This window comes from Serratia sp. MYb239 (assembly GCF_002966855.1).
In the GTDB taxonomy this organism is placed as follows: domain Bacteria; phylum Pseudomonadota; class Gammaproteobacteria; order Enterobacterales; family Enterobacteriaceae; genus Serratia_B; species Serratia_B rhizosphaerae.
The window spans coordinates 2,401,639-2,418,709 of the sequence record NZ_CP023268.1 but is presented as its reverse complement, the minus strand read 5'-3'; the positions used below and the strand labels follow the sequence as shown (position 1 = coordinate 2,418,709).

Sequence of the window (17,071 nt, the reverse complement as noted above, 5' to 3'; positions counted from 1 at the left end):
CACAACCGGTTAGCGTTCGCTAACCGGTTTTTTTATCCCCGTTTTCCGTCACGCCTGCCGCTGCATAAAACGACGGCGCCACGGCTGCAGCACCCACAGCGCCAGGCCGGCGGTGATAAAATCCAGCGCAATGGCGCAGCCGAACACCAGATGCCAGCCGCCGGTATATTGATACATCAGCGCCGCCAGCGGCCCGCCGAGGATGGAGCCAATGCCCTGCGACATGTATAACCAGCCGTAATTGGCGGTGGCATGCCGACTGCCGAAGGTATCCGTCAGCGTTGACGGGAACAGCGAAAAGATCTCGCCCCAGCCAAAAAACACCACGCCGGACAGCAGCACAAACAGTACGGCGTTATCGCGCGACATCAGCCACAGCGTCATCGCGCATCCTTCCAGGGCAAACGCGATAAACATGGTTTTTTCCCGGCCGTAGCGGTCGGAGATAAAGCCGAACAGCGGCCGCGTCAGGCCGTTGGTAAAGCGGTCGAGCGTTAACGCCAGCGGCAGCGCCGCCATGCCGAACACCACCACGTCAGCGATGCCGAAGTCACGGGCAAATATCGCCATTTGCGAGGTCACCATCAGGCCGGAGGTCGACATCATGGCCATCATGGCAAACATCAGCCAAAACAGCGGCTGGCGCAGCATCTCGCCGGAGCGGTACTGGCGCGACGACTGCGCCACAAAACGGCTGGCCGGCTCTGTCACCTCGTCCAGCGGCGCTTTCAGCCCCTGGCTGGCCAGCAGCCCGACCAGCGAAAAAATAGCGCCGAACAGCCACAGCGTGTGTTCAAGACCGTACGCAGCCAGACTGTTCGCTACCGGAAAGGTGGTCAGAATGGCGCCCATGCCGTAGCCGGCGGCAACCGCACCGGCGGCGAACCCGCGCTGCTGCGGGAACCAGCGCACCATCAGCCCGACCACGCCGACATACACGATACCGGTGCCCAGCCCGCCAAGGCAGCCATAGGCCAGATACAGCCCGGTCAGGTTGGTGACCTGCGAGGCCAGCACCCAGCTCAGCCCCGACAGCAGCGTACCGATAGCGATCAACCGGCGCGGGCCGAAGCGGTCGATCAGTTTGCCCTGAAACGGGGAGAAAAAGGTTTGCAGGATAATCAGCAGCGAGAAAGTCACCTGCAGCTCCGCCAGGCCCACGCCTATTTTCTCCGCCAGCGGACGGGTTAATAATGTCCAGACATATTGCGGGCTGGATATTGACGCCATACAGACCAGCCCAAGAAATAACTGAATCCATTTGGTGCGTGCGCTGACAACGACGGGAAGGTTAAGCGTAGTCATATTTCCTCCGGCAAAAGGCCAGGCGCCCTATTTGGCGCAGGCAACGATGCGTTATATTGAATAAGCGTGCTCACAGAGGTATGCATCAGGCATGCCACTATTAATAAGTCATTATTAAACAGTGGGTAACAGCAGGTGTGCGCTATTTCTTTGCGGCATAAACTCACTGCGGGCGTGCAGCGGGAGTTATTTTAGTGCAGCCAGATTGTGCTTATTTTCCATTAATGAAAAATATCACTATGTCTATTAATTAAATCTATTACATCTTCACATGATCAATAAACGCCCGGAGCTTCGGCGCCAAATATTTTCTGCTGGGGAAATAAAGATAGAAGCCGGGGAAAGTCGGTAGCCATTCATCCAGCAGCGTCACCAGCTCACCGCGTGCGAGGTATGGCAGAAAGGTCTCCTCCATGCCAAAGCTGATACCGCCGCCTGCGCAGGCGGTGCGCACCATCACGCCCATATCGTTCGTGGTGAGCTGAGGATTGACGGCCACATCAAAATCACGCCCCTGCTCGGCAAACTCCCAGCGGTAGGGAGAGGCACCAGGCTCTTTACGCCAGCCGATGCAGCGGTGATGAATCAGCTCATGCGGATGCTGCGGCGTGCCGTGCCATTCTTCCATTTGCGCCATATCACGAAACCCGACCTTCATCCGGCGTCCTGCCGTTTCTGCTGCTACTTTCTTTAGGCCGATCGCGGCGCCGCTCTGCAGGCTGCTGTCCGGTAAGGAAAAACCTAATAAGAATCTACCCTACAAGGAATCATTATGCAGACTCGTCTGTTCAAAATCCTGACGCTCAGCGCCGCCATCATGGCGACCAGTACCCCGCTGCTGGCGGCGGATCTCACCGCCGGCGCCGTCGCCGCACCGGATGAATACGGCGCCAAAGTGGCGGCACAGATCCTGAAGGCCGGCGGCAACGCGGTGGATGCCGCAGTAGCGACAGCATTTACGCTGGCGGTGACCTATCCGGAGGCCGGCAATATTGGCGGCGGCGGTTTTATGACGCTGTACGTCGACGGCAAACCCTACTTCCTGGATTACCGTGAAATCGCGCCAAAGGCCGCCAGCAAAGGCATGTACCTGAATGAAAAAGGCGAAGTGATTGAGAACCTCAGCCTGATCGGCAGTAAGGCCGCCGGCGTGCCGGGCACGGTGCTCGGGCTGTGGGAGGCGCACAAGAAATTCGGCAAGCTGCCGTGGGCGGAGCTGCTGACGCCGGCCATCGGCTATGCGCAACAGGGCTTTAAGGTCGCCGGCCAGCAGTATCAATACCGTGAAGACGCCAATAAGCTGTTTGCCGGCAAAACCAACTTTGGCGACTACTTTGGCAAGATGCAGCCGGGCGTAGTGTTTAAACAGCCGGAGCTGGCGAAAACGTTGACCAGAATTGCCGATAAAGGCGCGGCGGATTTCTATCAGGGGGAAACCGCCGCCCTGCTGCTCAGGCAGATGCAACAGGACGGCGGGCTGATCAGCGCACAGGATCTGAAAGACTACCGGGTGAAGTGGCGCGAACCGATGCAAATCAGCTGGCGCGGCAACACCCTGTATACCGCCCCGCTGCCCAGCTCCGGCGGTATCGCGCTGGCGCAGCTGCTGGGCATTAAAGAAGACCGCGCGGCAGACTTTATCGGTGTTAAGCTGAACTCGGCGCGCTATATCCACCTGCTGGCAGAAATTGAGAAGCGGGTGTTTGCCGATCGCGCCGACTATCTGGGCGACCCGGATTTCAGCGACGTGCCGGTAGCAAAACTGATCGCCGCTGACTATCTGCAGCAGCGTGCGGCAGAGGTCAATCCGCAGGCGATCTCCGCCACCGAGAAGGTGCGGCCGGGGCTGGAGAGCCACCAAACCACCCACTTCTCCATCGTGGATGCCGACGGCAACGCGGTCAGCAACACCTATACCCTGAACTGGGACTTTGGCAGCGGCGTGGTGGTCAAAGGCGCCGGCTTCCTGCTGAATGACGAAATGGACGATTTCAGCGCCAAGCCCGGCGTCGCCAATGCGTTTGGCGTGGTCGGCAGCGATGCCAACGCCATCGAACCGGGCAAACGCATGCTCTCCTCGATGAGCCCGACCATTGTCACCCGCGACGGTAACGTGACGCTGGTGATCGGCACGCCGGGCGGCTCGCGGATCTTCACCTCGATTTTCCAGGTGCTGAACAATATTTATGACTATCACCTGCCGCTGCAGCAGGCGGTGGCGGCACAGCGGGTGCATCATCAGCTGTTGCCGAAAGACACCATTTACTTCGACAGCTTCGCGCCGTTAACCGGCGAGGTGGCGGCACAGCTGAAGACGATGGGCTATACGCTGGAAGATCAGGGCTGGAATATGGGCGATATTCAGGTGATTCGGGTCAATAACGACACGCCGGAAACCGCTTCGGATCCGCGCGGTCGCGGCACCGGTCTGGTGGTCGCCAAGTAAACGCACAGCCCGGCAGCTGCCGGGCTGTGGTCATTACGCTTTATTCAGCTTGCCGTTGACGGCCGCCGCGACGGTTTCATAGCGCTGCCGCATCTCCTGCGCCTCAAGGTAGTTGTCATACAGCGCCTGATAACGCTCGGCACAGTAAATCAGCACGATAGGCAGCAGACTGCAGAGATAAAACGGCACAAAACTTTGCGGCAGCTCCATCGCCTGGAAAAGCAGGCAGATCGCCACGCTCCACAGCGCTACCACCACCAGCCAGATAACCAGCCGCCACGGGCGCGTCAGCCTGGCAGTCAGCGACCAGGGCGCGCAGGGGGCGAAGTCCGCAGCAATATTGCCGATCAGCATATCGCCCAGGAGCACATAACGGCGTGGGCGGATGGCGAAGAAGAACATAAACAGCATCACTATCGTCAACAGAATCATAAACGCGACGATAAACGCCGGATTGCCGTAACCGGCCGCCAGACTGAACTCGGCCTTACGGCCGATGGGCAGCACCAGGGCAAAGTTGATCAGCAGCCCGAGCAGCAGATCCTCCGCCAGACAGCCCGGTAAACGCCGCGGCCGCGGCGTATGGCTTGCTTTATCTTTATGAATCATCATCGCCTGACGGATTAAAAAGGGAATGGAACGATACAACTGCCATAACATCACTGCCGGCAGCAGCACCACGCCCAACAGACCAATCAGCGGATAACGGTACTGCGGTCCGCACAGCCATGCCGCCAGGCTCAGCGCCACTACCACGCCCAGCGTCACCAGCGAAGCGCCAAGCGGCTGATAAAACAGCCTGGACGCGCCGCCCAGCGGCAGGTGTTCAATACGCCGTGCGATCTCCTCCGGCGTTTCGTACACCCGCATCGTATAGACCGTGTAAACCCAGTAGCCGCGCCCGTCACGCATCATGCTCCAGACGATCGACAGACAAATCGTCCCCAGCCCGGCCAGCATCTCCCACAGGCTGATATCGATCACATTGCGCAGCAGCGATGAGGTCAGCAACGCAGAAACCAGTACGACAGGAATGCGCGCCGCCCGCAGGTAGCGCGTGCTGAAGGTATCAAAATTCGGGATCATCCGCGTTACCCTGCCTGCCGCTGCGTGTCGCGCTGTAGCTGATAGTAATGCTGAATGTCATGCCCGCTTTCTGCGGCATAGTGCTCATGCAACAGATGGCCCAGCATTTTTTTATTGCCGATCTCCAGAAAACGGCGGTAGCCCATGCTTGACCACAGATCCATACTGTCGCGCCAGCGGACGGTATCGGTCAGGTGATGCGCCAGGTTCTCCTTAATCTGCGCGATGGCGTATTCCGCCCGGCCGCTGCGGTTCATAATCACCGGGCAGCTCGGCGAGGAGAACGGCAGCACTGCCAGCGCTTCACGCATCTGCGCCACGCCTTCCGCCATCAATGGCGTATGCCAGGCGCCGTTAACCGCCAGCTTGATGGTGGTCACGCCCTGCCGCGCCAGCTGATTGATCAGCGTTTTCAGCGCCGCCACCTCGCCGCCGACCACCTGCTGCTGGCGGCCGTTGTCGCAGCAGACATTCAGCCGATCGCCCAACTGCATCTCGTCGATCAGCCGCCGCAGTGCCGCATACTCGTACGGTTTCACCACATACATCGCCCCTTTGCGCTGTTCCGCCAGTTGCTGCATGATGGCGGCCCGCCGGCTGACGGCGTGGAACAGGGTTTCCAGATTCATGACGCCGGCCGCGTACAGCGCGCTGTATTCGCCGGCGCTGTGGCCGGCATAGCCGCTTTCCGGCAGCGTATGGCGTTCGCGCAGCAGCGTCAGCATCGCCGTATTAACCGTGGTGACCGCCAACTGCTGATACAGCGTTTTGGTCAGCCGCGTCATCGGCCCTTTCTGACAAAGTTTCCGCATGTCGATACCGGAGATATCGCTGGCGCAATCCCACACCGCACGGGTGCCCGGTGAAACATCGCATACATCGCCGCCCATGCCGATCGTCGGCGATCCCTGCCCCGGAAAAATCACCATCCAGCCCTCGGCCAGCGTGGACGCCATAAAACGATTACCAACTGATTCGCATACCTGCATACAGATTCCCTTTTTCGCCAAAGATGCCAAATTCGCTGTCCCTGCGGCCAATACTGGCGACGGCGCCAGCGTACAATTCAATATTGTTTTTCATCGGCGCGCGGAGATGCACATTCAGTACCGTGCTGTAATCGACCAGATTGGCCATGCTCGACACGGACCAATCGATCTCCCCGACCCGTTCCTTGTTGGTACGGGTATAAAATGTCAGATAGTGTTTGCCGAACAGGTTGCCGCCGCGGCTGACGTTGGTGGTTTCCGCCGCCATCAGGCGTGAATATTGCTGAAAACTGTCGCGCACCACCGGCAGCCAGAACGGATCCAGCCGGTCGGCATAGCCTCCGTTGATAAACCTGATGGTATCAGTGTTATTACGCCATTCGCTGCGGCTGTACCCCTGGCTTTGGCCATAGTATTCCACGCCGAATTCCGTTTGTTCGGCCGTGGTATAACGCAAGCCGACGCCGATCTCCCCTTCAATGCCCTTGCCGTTTATCCGGTAGGCTTCTTCGCGATACGCCAGATCCTCACGCATGTCACGCGCGTAGCGGCTGTCCAGATGTCGCCAGGTTTCCCCGTGGGACACGGCGCCCTCAATGCTCAGGATCAGGTTATCGGTCAGATTGCCGCTGGCTCCCAGCGCCAGCGTTTTTTGCTGGCCCGCCAGCAGCGATACCGTCGGGTTGAATGTGTTCAGCCCGGTAGAGGTGTAACTGGCGTAATAGCGCTCGCTGCCGTTGGTGCGCAGCAGCGCATCCCATTCCGACGCGGCCTCGCGCCGCGGCGGAAAACGCTTCAGCCGCGGCAGCACCGCCAGCGTATAGGTGCCCTCTTTGCGGTACAGCGTGCCGCCGGCGCCGTAGCTGCCTTCATCGTATAGTCCGCGCCAACTGTCGCCGGTGGCGTACACCCGCGCGGTGCGCAATCCGCCGCTGACGTTGCGCAGCAGATCGAGCGGCGCGCGTGAGAACAGATAGCCGCTGGTATGACGCAGTTTGCCGAGATCGAGATAGAAGTTATCGCGCACCGCCAGGCTGGCCACCAGTTCGTTGAGGATTGCCACGCCCTGCTGCCGTTTATCCTCCAGCTCACCGGGCCGGCGCGCCTGCTGCGTATAGGCGCCGCTGGCCTGCCCCTTGATGCTCAGCGTTTCGCCGAGGGTGCAGCGCGCCACCGACGTCAGATACAGGTTGGCGATGGCGTTGTTGCGAAACGCCGGGTCGTCGAACTTCCATAACGAACCGGACGTCAGCGCCGCCACGCCCTCCACGCCGGCGAAACCGCGCTGCAGCCGGCACTCCGCCGCCGCCCAGGCGTTACCGCCACAGGCCAGCAGCATCAGCCCCGCCAGCGGCAGCCGGTTGACGCGGTTCATCCGTTCAGTCTCATCAGGTACTCTTTCTGGAAATTACTCTCCGGCAGCGACTCCAGCTCCAGATTGCTGTATTGCATGGTGGTGTAATTGTCCTTGCGCAGCGCGTCTTCCACCACGATGGTGCCCGGCCGCAGGCGGCCCAGCGCCTGCTGGTAATCGCGGTAATAAGAGCGTTTGATCAGCACGCCGTCCGCCGACAGAAAGTCCGCCCGGCTGGGGTTGCCGGTGTCCTTTTCCACCCAGTAGTCGATCGCCGGGTAAGTCACATAAGGCCAGCGGCGCTTCAGCGTCAGCTTGTAGCAGGTTTTGTCGCCGCAGGCCTCTTCACCGACCAGCGTGGAGATGTAGGAATAATCAAAGTCCGCCGCCACCACGTCGCCGTTAGAGACTTGCCCCATCAGCCGCTGCTGACGCGATATCGGAATCGGCCGCCGCAGGTCGGGGGCGTAATACCACATCTTGTCCAGATCGGAGAGCAGCGCTTTGCCGCGATCGCGCGCCGGCGACACAAAGCGCACCAGCGCACGTGCGTCGCCTTTCTCATAGCGTTCCGACGGTTTATAAAAACGCATCGAAACATCCAGCACCTGCTGGTTCTCGGTGAGATCGCGCCCGCCGCGGTGCTCGGTCAGCGTCAGGGTATAGCGGAACGGTTGCTCCGGCGCCCTGACCCGGTCCGCGTTGCGGATAATGTCGCGCGCACGCTGGTCTTCCTGCGTCAGTTTCTCCAGTTCGGTGCGATCCAGTGATTTCGGCAATGACTCATCGGCCCATACGCTGAGCGACATGCCGCATAGCAGCCAGCCGGCGATAATCGAAATTCTCATGGCCTGTTCTTCCGTAAATAGGGGTTAAGCTTCCAGCGACATGCCCAAATCAGCGATCAGCGTGGTGCCGCGTATTGCGCTTGAGCGATCGGAAATCAGGAACGAGACGATATCCGCCACTTCCTGCGGCTCCAGCAGCCAGCGGCGCGGCAAGTGCTCGTATCGGTCGTGCAGCGAGGGCCACAGATCTTTCAGAAACTGCGACATATCGGTGTTGACCATGCCGGCGCACACGCCGTTAACGCGGATATTGCGCGGATGCAGTTCCACTTCGAGGTAGCGCACCAGATTCTCCAGCGCCGATTTGGCGATGCCGAGCGGATATTTCGGCAACACCCGCTGGCTGCCCATGCTGGAAATGGCGCAAATCGTGCCGCCGTCTTTCATCAGCGGCGCCACTTCCTGCACGCAGGCGGTGTTGCCGATCAGGTTGGTGTTGAACAGCAGCTTCCAGTCGCTGCGCGTCATCTCCATAAAACCTTTGAACGGCGCGGCGGCGGCGTTTAGCACCAGGTGATTGATGCGTTCCACGCCGTCTGCCCGCAGCTTTTTCATCATCTCCTGAATATCACGCGTTTCACCGATGTCGGCCTTTGCCAACCGTACCTTGACGCGGGTTTCCGCCGCCTGAAAGCGCTGCAGGTTGGCGGCGCTTTTGCCCTGATCCTTGCGATAGTTGAGGATCAGGTCATAGCCTTCCGCCGCCAGCGTTTCCGCCACGGCCATGCCGATGCCGCGCCCTGCGCCGGTAATCAGTACGGTTTGTCCTTTAGTCATTCATGTTCTCCCTGAGTGTTAAACGAAACGGAACGCTTCTGCGATCACCAGTTTTGAGGCGCGACGCGCCGGAATAATGGAGGCAATCAATGCGGTCACCAGCGGCAAGGCGCAGGAGAACCAGAACAGGTTGATGTCCTGATCCCACATGACAAAGGCCAGATAGCCCTGGGTATAGCCCGGCGACGGCGGCATCGGAATGCCGTTGATATTGATGATGGAGGCGATCAGAATGCCGAAGCTGACGCTCAGCACCGAACCGATAATGCCGATAATGATGCCTTCCAGTACGAATAAGCGGCCGATATAAGATTGGCTTAACCCCAGCGCCCGCAACGTGGCGATTTCGCGCGTGCGCTCCACCACGTTCATCATCAGGGTATTGCCGATCATAAACACCACAATCACGCTGACGATGGATTTGATAAACAGGAAGATGCCTTCGAACAGGTTCACCACCTGGTGGTAGAACACCGCCAGATCGTCCCAGGAGCGCGCCTCCAGCGGCAACTGGTGCTGTTCAATCAGCCGGTTGATCTGCGCCAGCACCGCCGGCGTCCGCTCGGTATCCTGCAGCATGATGATGATCTTGCTGACATCACTGGTTTGCAGCAGTCGCTGCGCGGTTTTCAGCGGCAGTTTGATCGCCGTGTCGTCATACTCTTTAATGCCGGACTGGAACACGCCGCGCACCTGAGACGACATGGCGTTCTGCCCTCCCTGCGGGTTCACCACCAGCATATCCACCCAGTCGCTGTAGCCGGCCGACAGCGCATTGGCGATGCCGGAGCCGACGGTGATGTCCTGCTGCTCCACGCGCGACAGATCGCTGCCGGAAACAATGCGATCCAGCGAACCCAGCACCAGCGACGTCTCCGGCTCAATGCCCACGCCGGTAAAGAAGGTTGAGGTACCGGTATCGTACTGGGAAATAATGCCGGAAAACGCCAGCTGCCCGGTGACGGTGGCGATCTGCGGCGCGATCTGCGCATCCGCCAGCAGCAGCCGTTTCACCTCGTCATAGTTTTTGATGGTGTACTGCAGCGAATTATTGGCGCCGCCGGTGAGGTAGCCCTTCTCATACAGCTGAATATGCCCGAGGTTGGTGCGGATGGTTTGCTCCCGCAGCGCCCAGAACGAATAGTCGACAAAACCGCCGAAAATAAACACCGCCACGCCGCCCAGGGTGATGGCCAGCAGCGTTACGCCGGAGCGACGGCGCTGGCGGAACAGGTTAAGGAAGGTGTAACGGATATCGGTCGGCTTGCGCAGCGCGGTGACGACCACCACCAACAGCGCATACACGATGATGATATTGGAGATCCAGAACAGGATATTCATCATAACGCGCCCTCCGTCAGCGGCCGGATCACCAGGCTCAGCTCCGCAGGCGCCCACGCCGGTGCTGGCTGATTGCGCAGCGCCAACAGCCGTTGCCCCTCTTCACCCTGCCTGCCCAGCGCCGTCCAGGCGGCGGCGGCCTTTTCCTGCTGCTTGCAGGTCTCCAGCGCGCGCGCCGACATCAGCGTGACCATCGGCCGCAGCGGCGCAGGCAGCGATGCGCTCTGCTGCAGATAGTCGGTATCTTTTACCGCCACCACGCAGCGGCCGTTGCTGGCCGGTACGAAAGCGTCCATCCGCGCCCGTAAAAAGCGCAGACGCCAATCGCCGTCATCCGTTTCCGCCGCCTCATCAATGTAGAAAAATCCCAGCTTGGAGGATTCGGCGGCGCGCAGGTAGTTCTTTTTCTTTAAAAAATCCGTAGCGATAAACAGCTGCCCGTAGCCATAGAACATCTTGCCGACGCTGTAATCCGCATGTTGCTCAAACTGCGCCTTCAGGCTGGCGGTGGCGCGGTTCAGATCGGCGATCGGCGCCTGCGCGTTAATCGTCAGAATGGTCTGTAGCCGCCCGCTCTCCGGCGCGGCGCGTTGGTCGGCGGCAGAAGCATTGACGCCGATGGCCAATAATATTGTGACACCGTAATGCTTAAGCATTGTGAAAGTCATTTTTCAGCTCTCCGTCCTTGATTTCCAGCACGCGTCTGGCCTGATCGCGCAATTTCAGCGAGTGGGTCGAAATCACAAAGGTGGTTTTCAGCTCCTGATTCATCGTCAGCAGCAAATCGACAATCTCCTGCCCGGTGCGGGTATCCAGGTTACCGGTCGGTTCGTCGGCGACGATCAGCCGCGGGCGCTTGACCAGCGCGCGGGCAATGGCCACCCGCTGCTGCTGGCCGCCGGACAGCTCGCCGGGCTGGCGGCGGTAGTGGTCGACCAGCCCCACTTTCTCGATCATGTCCATCACCTGATCCTGCGCTACGCGGCGGCTGAAGCCGTTGAGCATCAGTGGGTAATAGACGTTATCGAACACGCTCAGTACCGGCAGCAGATTGAAGAACTGGAAGACAAAGCCGATGGCGTCGGCACGCAGACGCGCGGTCTGTTTATCGTTCAGCGTCGCCAGATCGTTGCCCAGCAGATAGACGTGGCCGCCGGTTGGATAGTCGATGCCGGCCATCAGGTTCAGCAGCGTACTTTTGCCGCTGCCGGACGGCCCGCACAGCGCGATAAACTCGCCGTCATGGATCTCGGTACTGATCGCCGCCAGCGCGGTGATTGCGCCGGGGCCTTTGCCGAAGCGTTTGCTGGCCTGTTGCAGGGACACCACGGGCAAGGGTTGTGCAGCGTGTATCGTCATAATCCTTTTTCCTGAACGTTGGGCGGTAAATGGGATGCCTCCGGCACCAGCCGCAGGCGGTAATCCGCAGAGATTTCGTACACCAGATAGCCGTCCCGGTTGACCCAGGAGCGGTGATTCGCGTCCCGTCGCGGGCCGCTGCTGACGATCTGGCACAGCCCTATGGTCACGGCGCTGTCGCCGGGCAGCGTAAAATCGCCGACGTTGACATAACGGCTCTCGACCTGCACCACTTCACCGTCAATCGGCATCAGCATCCGGTGGCTGCGCTGCGTCCCCGCCTGCTGCGGCGAGCAGGGGTTGGGAAAGCGCAGGGCGAACAGCGGGAAATCAAACGTCTCTTTCGCTACCGTCTTCGCCTCCTGACGCCGCTCGTACCGTGTCGCCAGCGTCAACGCTCTTTCATTGGGACGCCAGCGGCCGATGACCTGACGCGTCTTGCCGTCGTTATCTTCTTCAATCCGGTAGCTGAACCCGCCGTCGGCGCCGTAGCGCACTTCATCGCGGTAGCGGTACTGGTGCGAGCGCAGCAGCACCCGCCAACGAAACTGAATGCTGGCCTGCTGCAGGTAGCTATTGCTGTCCGGCTGCCAGCGCTGACTGACGCGGTATTCCCCGATCGGCACGTCGCCGCGCAGCGGCAGGATGTGGTACACCGCCTGGTAATCGGGCCGTGGCGCGGCCGAAAGCGGCGCGGCGGCGATCAGCATCAACAAGCCGTATTTCTTCACGGCATCGCCTCCGTCAGCCAGCTCTCCAGCAACCAGGCGCCGTCCTGGCCATCCAGCACGTTCAGCAGCGCATGGCCCGGCGGCATCGGGAACTGCTGCAGATAGCGCCAAAACAGCGCGGGGTTCATGCAGCCGCTGTCGCCGTACAGTTCGTTCAGCGCCCGATGTGCCAGCGTAACGGGCAGGCGATCGAACGCCTGCTGCTGCAGCTGACGCAGCGCGCCGGCCGGCGGCGTAACGCCCAGTACCTGACGGGTATTGGCGCCGCAATGCTGCAGCCAGCTGTCCGCCAGATACTGCGCGGCCTGGCGCGACGAGTCCGGCAGCCGCAGATAGCGGCTAAGGTGCAGCCAGGGGCCGCCGGGGGCGGTTTTTTTCAGGATCAGGCAGCCGATCCGTTCTACGCTGGCCTGGCTGTTGCTCTGCGTACCGCCGCGCGCGCGGGCATAACGCTGCATTTCCGAGAAGGTCAGCACCGGGATGCTGCGGAAGTGGCCGCAGATAATCACGTTGTCGCTGAGATCGCTGTTCAGCATGTCCTGCGCGATCAGCAGCGCGCTCATTAACCCGTTGCGCTCGCCGCGCAGCTTGCCGCTGAAGCCGTTGATGCCATAGTCGCGCACGATATTTTTCGGCAGGATGTCGACGCTCAGCGCATCGCGCCAGCTGTTGACCTCTTCAAAGGTAGTGGTTTCTCCCCAGGCGTCGACGTACAGCAACGCATTACGCTCATGGCGCAGCTGAAATTCACCTTTGGCGCCCAACTGCGCCACCGCCTGATGGCAGGCGTCGCCCAGGCCGTTCAGCCAGTCGCGGTAATTGGTTTTGCGCAGTGCCTCGGCGGGCAGCATCGCATCATCAATTCCGAAGCGGCGCAGCAGCCACTGGCGGCTGCCGGATCTGGCGTTGGCTTTTTTATACAGCGACGCCTCCCAGACGTTGAACCAAGTCGGCTGAAAACGCTGCAGCAGCGTGTTCGGCTCCAGCAGGGAAAAACCGGCCAGGCGGACGGCGTCCGCCGGTATCTGACGTTCAGACGGTTTACTCATGGGGGCTCTCCCGGCAGTCTGAGAGCACCATGGCGATCACCGAGCCATCCAGCCCGATGCCGGACTTGAGCAGGTGCGGGGTATGCAGAGGCAGCGGCGGCGCGTCCATATGCACATGGATCGGTAAAGCGGCGTCGACCGGATGACGGCCGGCGGCGGCCAGCAGGCGCCGCTGCAGCAGGGCATCCGCCGCCAGCATAAAGTCCAGCACGCCGCTGCAGGTGGCGACATAGCCCGCCTGCCCTTTGTAACTGACGACCGGAATGCCGCCTTTGCCCCACACTTTCTGCAGCGCCATCGCTTCGGCCTTGTCGCCGGCGACGGTGCCGTTGGCGTGCGGCAGTGCGCAGGCGATATCCTGCGGCGTCAGCCCGGCCGCCAGCAGCGCGCTGTCGATGGTTTGCGCAATGGTGCGAAAATCGGCGGTAAAGGCGCCGCCGCGCCCGCCGCTGCTCTGGCGGCACACCGAACTGCGGATGGCGACCGCCGGCGTGACGCCGCGCCGTCTGGCGTGATCTTCACTTTCAATCACCAACGCCACCGCGCCGTCGGCCAGCAATACGCTGTTGTCTTGATTGCTGAACGGCTGCGATTGTCCATTGCCGAGCATGCCTTGCCCGCCCATAAACACCACATCCTGCAGCACGATCTTCAGCCAGCCGGCCACCAGCGCCACATCGAGCCGGCCGGCGGCAATGCCGGCCTGTGCCAGATGCAGCGCCGTCAGCGAGGAGTTGCTGGCGCTGTACACCGAAGTCGGTGGCCAGTCGAGGCGATAAGTGTCGACAAAGCGGCGCGCCAGCGCGTCCTGCGCGTAACTGTCGGCATGCAGCCGTTTGATCGCCGGGAAGAACAGCAAATCTTCCCCGTCATTGCGATCCTGGTAGCCGGCAAAGTCGGCGATATTCGGCCGCATGCCGTTGCCGGCCAGGAATGCCCGCACGCGCGGCCCCTGCAAAGCGGACGCCTGCAGGCCGGCCATCGCCAGCGCCTCGTCAATCACCGGCTGCAGCTGCTGCCACGGCTCGGCGTCAGCGCGCGGTGCGTGCACCGTATGCGGATTACTGCCCAGCCGCAGGTTCTGCCAGTCATCGTCGTTGTCGAACCAGGGGGTGCCCGTCGCACAGCGTCCGGCGGAAATCGCCTCAATCAGCGCCGGAAAATCCGCCGCCAGCGGGCTGCACTGCCCCCAGCCGCTGGCTATCACCCGCGGTTTCACGCTGCCTTCCTCAGCACCACGGCGTAGTGGTTACCGCCTTCTGTGGCGCCGATCACCAGCGCCGTATTCACCGTCTGCTGCAGTGGCGCGTTAACGAAGTGGAAATCTTCGGCGCAGAATTCCTGCGTATACGGAATCGGCAGGATTTCACCGCGCCGCATGATTTCACTGACCACGGCGATATTGAGCAGGCCAATGCTCGATTCGACCAGACCGAACCAGCCGTTATAGTTGACCAACGGCACCTTGCGACGCGCCTCACCCAGACTACGGCGCAGCGCGTCGACTTCCACCGCATTGCGCAGCGGCGTGCCGTCGCTGGTGCCGCACACCAGATCTAACTCATGCGGTTCGAGCGCCACTTCCTGCAGCGCCTGTCCGATGGCGCGCGACAGCGAGGCCGACCGGGCCACAACATCATGGGGATCAAAGAAGCTGCCGTCGTTGTCTTTGCCGTAGCCGATGATTTCGGCGTGAATATGCGCCCCACGCGCCTGAGCATGCTGCAGATCTTCCAGGAGCAGCATCGCCGCGCCTTCACCGGGGATGTAGCCTTGTGCATGATTGCTGTACACCTGAAAAGCCGCCGCATCGCAGGTCAGCTGCAGATCGCCGCTGAGCGCCTGCAGATACACCGCGAAGGTGCTCATGTTTTCATCTGCGCCGCCGACGATTACCTGCGGCTGCAGCGCCTGACGCACCAGCTCGTAACCATAGGTCAGCGCCCCTAATCCGGCGTTGATGCCGGTCGCCAGCGAGGTGTTATACCCCTTGATGCCTTCGGAGATGGAACAGAAGGTGGAGATGGCGTTCATCAGCGAGCCGGGGAATTCCGACGTCCGCACTTTGGTCGGATCCGGGAACAGGCTCTGCAGATAGCGATCCACCGTCGCCTGCGGGCCTTTGGACATGCCGAGTATCATGCCCAGCGTCTGGCCGTCGCGTTTGATTTTGCGCCCGGCGTCGTTCATCGCCTGAGTCAGCGCCAGCAGCGCAAAGGTGCTGATCAGGTTGGCCTTGCGCGGATCGAAGCGGCGCAGCGTCTTGCGCGGATCCAGACCGGTGATTTGGTGCAAGCCGGTCGCCTTGTCCAGTTCGGCGTCGATGTCCATACCGGCGAAGCGCTGGTTCAGGAAGGCGCGGGATTCACTGTTCTGGTTGACCGCACCCAGCATCTGCCGGAACTCTTCACGCGTCTCCTCATCCAGCAGCAGCGGTTGCAGACTGTCCGGCGTCTGCTGCTGCCACATACGCTGCAGCATCGCCTGCAGCGTGTGGCCGGCGGCGCTGACCGCGCCCATCCCGGTGATTGCCACGCGCTTCGGCGCGTAGACGCTGGGAGGACTCTGCTCCGGCTTTACGCTGGCGATGACGCAGCAGTTATTGCCGCCGAAGGCGTAGTTGTTTTTCATAAACAACCTGACGTCGCCGTCCTGGAACTCGTTAGGCACGTAGTTGAGATCGCAGTTGGGACGGGGGGTGGTGAAATTAAGCGTCGGTAGGATTTTGTTTTCCGGCAGCGTCAGGAAGCAGGCGATCAGCTCAATGATACCGGCGGAGCCGATATTGTGGCCGACATAGGCCTTGGTGGAGCTGACCGGAATGTCCATGATGTTGGGAAACACTTTCTTCATCGCCAGCGTTTCACAACGGTCGTTGGCCTCGGTGCCGGTGCCGTGCGCGTTGATATAGCCGATATCTTCCGGCGTCAGCGCCGCATTCTGCAGCGCGTGGCGCATCACCTGTACCGCGCCCTCGCCGCGCGGATCCGGCGCGGTTTCATGGTAGGCGTCGCAGGAGGTGGCGTACGACACCATTTCACCATAGATGGTCGCGCCGCGCGCCAGCGCGTGCTCATACTCTTCCAGCAGCAGCGCGCCGGCGCCTTCGCCGATCGACATGCCCGGCGAGCCGGAGAACGGGCTGGACGGCGTGCGTTTCATGGCATGCAGCGCATAGAAGCCGGCGAAGGTCGGCAGATAGATAGGTTCGGTGCCCACCACCAGCGCGGTGCTGTTCTTGCCGTTCTGGATCAGGTCATAGCCGATGCCCATGGCGTTGGTGCTGGCGGTACAGGCGGTGGCGACCAGTTCAAAGCCGCCCTTCAGCCCCAGCAGCGAAGAGACAATGGCGCTGCACGAGGCGAAACTGCCGGAAATGATGGCTTTCTGCAGTGAAAACGCCTCCATACGCTGCTCGATCAGCGGAATAAAGGCTTCGGTGCCGGCCGAGGAGACGCCGATAATTAACGCCGTTCTGTCACGCAGCGCGCCCGGCGGCAGTTCCCCCTGCTCCAGCGCTTCATGGCCCACCTTATAGGCCCACAGCGCGGCGTTATCCAGCGAAGCAACCATCTCGTCGGACAGTCCCGGCCAGCTCAGCGGCTGCAGCACTTCCGAAGCGTTGGCGTCTTCAAACCATTCCAGGTACTTTTCACTCGGTTTAATACCGCAGGTTTTATTGAGCAGCGCCTGCTTAAACTCAGGCACATTGGTGGCGATGGAGGAGAGGTGCCCCATCCCGGTTATCACCACGCGTTTGCGAGTAACAGTCATAATGTCTTCCGT

Annotated in this window: 14 protein-coding genes and 1 pseudogene; 1 reads left to right on the top strand and 14 read right to left on the bottom strand. The window is 60.9% G+C overall.

Annotated features, from left to right (window positions below; genetic code table 11):
• Positions 1–48: 48 nt before the first annotated feature.
• Together oxlT and CLM71_RS11630 are read right to left on the bottom strand one after the other, a co-directional pair.
• Positions 49–1,305, bottom strand: a complete 1,257-nt coding sequence (oxlT, locus tag CLM71_RS11635) for an oxalate/formate MFS antiporter (protein ID WP_105231140.1) — start codon at positions 1,303–1,305, stop codon at positions 49–51.
• A 259-nt stretch (positions 1,306–1,564) separates the two neighbouring features.
• Positions 1,565–1,921: pseudogene (locus CLM71_RS11630) on the bottom strand (LysR substrate-binding domain-containing protein); the annotation flags it as partial.
• A 156-nt stretch (positions 1,922–2,077) separates the two neighbouring features.
• Here CLM71_RS11630 and ggt point away from each other — a divergent pair.
• A complete protein-coding gene (gene ggt / locus CLM71_RS11625; RefSeq protein WP_105231139.1) occupies positions 2,078–3,751 on the top strand; it encodes a gamma-glutamyltransferase in 1,674 nt (557 codons plus the stop codon).
• Between the two features lie 33 nt (positions 3,752–3,784).
• Here the strand turns inward: ggt and CLM71_RS11620 are convergent, their stop codons facing one another.
• Genes CLM71_RS11620 through CLM71_RS11565 form a run of 12 tightly spaced genes read right to left on the bottom strand, consistent with a single transcriptional unit; the run spans position 3,785 to position 17,059 of the window.
• Complete coding sequence (locus tag CLM71_RS11620) at positions 3,785–4,837, bottom strand: hypothetical protein (RefSeq protein ID WP_105231138.1); 1,053 nt, start codon at positions 4,835–4,837, stop codon at positions 3,785–3,787.
• Between the two features lie 5 nt (positions 4,838–4,842).
• Complete coding sequence (locus CLM71_RS11615) at positions 4,843–5,793, bottom strand: ACP S-malonyltransferase (protein WP_234008643.1); 951 nt, start codon at positions 5,791–5,793, stop codon at positions 4,843–4,845.
• A gap of 7 nt (positions 5,794–5,800) precedes the next feature.
• Positions 5,801–7,201 (bottom strand): hypothetical protein, encoded by a 1,401-nt coding sequence (locus CLM71_RS11610; RefSeq protein ID WP_105231136.1) that lies wholly within the window; start codon positions 7,199–7,201, stop codon positions 5,801–5,803.
• Positions 7,198–8,028: an outer membrane lipoprotein-sorting protein gene (locus CLM71_RS11605; RefSeq protein ID WP_232251546.1), complete on the bottom strand. Its 831-nt coding sequence runs from the start codon at positions 8,026–8,028 to the stop codon at positions 7,198–7,200. Before CLM71_RS11605 ends, CLM71_RS11610 begins: the two co-directional genes overlap by 4 nt.
• Before the next feature lie 24 nt (positions 8,029–8,052).
• Positions 8,053–8,805 (bottom strand): SDR family oxidoreductase, encoded by a 753-nt coding sequence (locus CLM71_RS11600; protein ID WP_105231135.1) that lies wholly within the window; start codon positions 8,803–8,805, stop codon positions 8,053–8,055.
• A gap of 18 nt (positions 8,806–8,823) precedes the next feature.
• Positions 8,824–10,149, bottom strand: coding sequence for an FtsX-like permease family protein (locus CLM71_RS11595; RefSeq protein ID WP_105231134.1), 1,326 nt, complete (start codon positions 10,147–10,149; stop codon positions 8,824–8,826).
• Positions 10,146–10,814 carry a hypothetical protein gene (locus tag CLM71_RS11590; protein ID WP_158684810.1) on the bottom strand — a complete coding sequence of 223 codons (669 nt, stop codon included), beginning with the start codon at positions 10,812–10,814 and terminating at the stop codon, positions 10,146–10,148. The genes CLM71_RS11595 and CLM71_RS11590 overlap by 4 nt, the downstream gene beginning before the upstream one ends.
• Positions 10,795–11,505, bottom strand: coding sequence for an ABC transporter ATP-binding protein (locus tag CLM71_RS11585; RefSeq protein WP_105231132.1), 711 nt, complete (start codon positions 11,503–11,505; stop codon positions 10,795–10,797). Before CLM71_RS11585 ends, CLM71_RS11590 begins: the two co-directional genes overlap by 20 nt.
• On the bottom strand, positions 11,502–12,236 hold the full coding sequence (locus CLM71_RS11580) for a hypothetical protein (protein WP_105231131.1): 735 nt from the start codon (positions 12,234–12,236) through the stop codon (positions 11,502–11,504). Before CLM71_RS11580 ends, CLM71_RS11585 begins: the two co-directional genes overlap by 4 nt.
• On the bottom strand, positions 12,233–13,285 hold the full coding sequence (locus tag CLM71_RS11575; RefSeq protein ID WP_105231130.1) for a hypothetical protein: 1,053 nt from the start codon (positions 13,283–13,285) through the stop codon (positions 12,233–12,235). The genes CLM71_RS11580 and CLM71_RS11575 overlap by 4 nt, the downstream gene beginning before the upstream one ends.
• A complete protein-coding gene (locus CLM71_RS11570) occupies positions 13,278–14,504 on the bottom strand; it encodes a beta-ketoacyl synthase N-terminal-like domain-containing protein (RefSeq protein WP_105231129.1) in 1,227 nt (408 codons plus the stop codon). Before CLM71_RS11570 ends, CLM71_RS11575 begins: the two co-directional genes overlap by 8 nt.
• Positions 14,501–17,059 carry a beta-ketoacyl-[acyl-carrier-protein] synthase family protein gene (locus CLM71_RS11565; protein WP_105231128.1) on the bottom strand — a complete coding sequence of 853 codons (2,559 nt, stop codon included), beginning with the start codon at positions 17,057–17,059 and terminating at the stop codon, positions 14,501–14,503. The genes CLM71_RS11570 and CLM71_RS11565 overlap by 4 nt, the downstream gene beginning before the upstream one ends.
• Positions 17,060–17,071: the final 12 nt, after the last annotated feature.

Excerpts from the sequence above, each read along its gene's own strand:
- oxlT (WP_105231140.1), bottom strand. The coding sequence starts at position 1,305 with ATGACTACGCTTAACCTTCCCGTCGTTGTCAGCGCACGCACCAAATGG.
- ggt (WP_105231139.1), top strand. The coding sequence starts at position 2,078 with ATGCAGACTCGTCTGTTCAAAATCCTGACGCTCAGCGCCGCCATCATG.
- CLM71_RS11620 (WP_105231138.1), bottom strand. The coding sequence starts at position 4,837 with ATGATCCCGAATTTTGATACCTTCAGCACGCGCTACCTGCGGGCGGCG.
- CLM71_RS11615 (WP_234008643.1), bottom strand. The coding sequence starts at position 5,793 with ATGGCGTCCACGCTGGCCGAGGGCTGGATGGTGATTTTTCCGGGGCAG.
- CLM71_RS11610 (WP_105231136.1), bottom strand. The coding sequence starts at position 7,201 with ATGAACCGCGTCAACCGGCTGCCGCTGGCGGGGCTGATGCTGCTGGCC.
- CLM71_RS11605 (WP_232251546.1), bottom strand. The coding sequence starts at position 8,028 with ATGAGAATTTCGATTATCGCCGGCTGGCTGCTATGCGGCATGTCGCTC.
- CLM71_RS11600 (WP_105231135.1), bottom strand. The coding sequence starts at position 8,805 with ATGACTAAAGGACAAACCGTACTGATTACCGGCGCAGGGCGCGGCATC.
- CLM71_RS11595 (WP_105231134.1), bottom strand. The coding sequence starts at position 10,149 with ATGATGAATATCCTGTTCTGGATCTCCAATATCATCATCGTGTATGCG.
- CLM71_RS11590 (WP_158684810.1), bottom strand. The coding sequence starts at position 10,814 with ATGACTTTCACAATGCTTAAGCATTACGGTGTCACAATATTATTGGCC.
- CLM71_RS11585 (WP_105231132.1), bottom strand. The coding sequence starts at position 11,505 with ATGACGATACACGCTGCACAACCCTTGCCCGTGGTGTCCCTGCAACAG.
- CLM71_RS11575 (WP_105231130.1), bottom strand. The coding sequence starts at position 13,285 with ATGAGTAAACCGTCTGAACGTCAGATACCGGCGGACGCCGTCCGCCTG.
- CLM71_RS11565 (WP_105231128.1), bottom strand. The coding sequence starts at position 17,059 with ATGACTGTTACTCGCAAACGCGTGGTGATAACCGGGATGGGGCACCTC.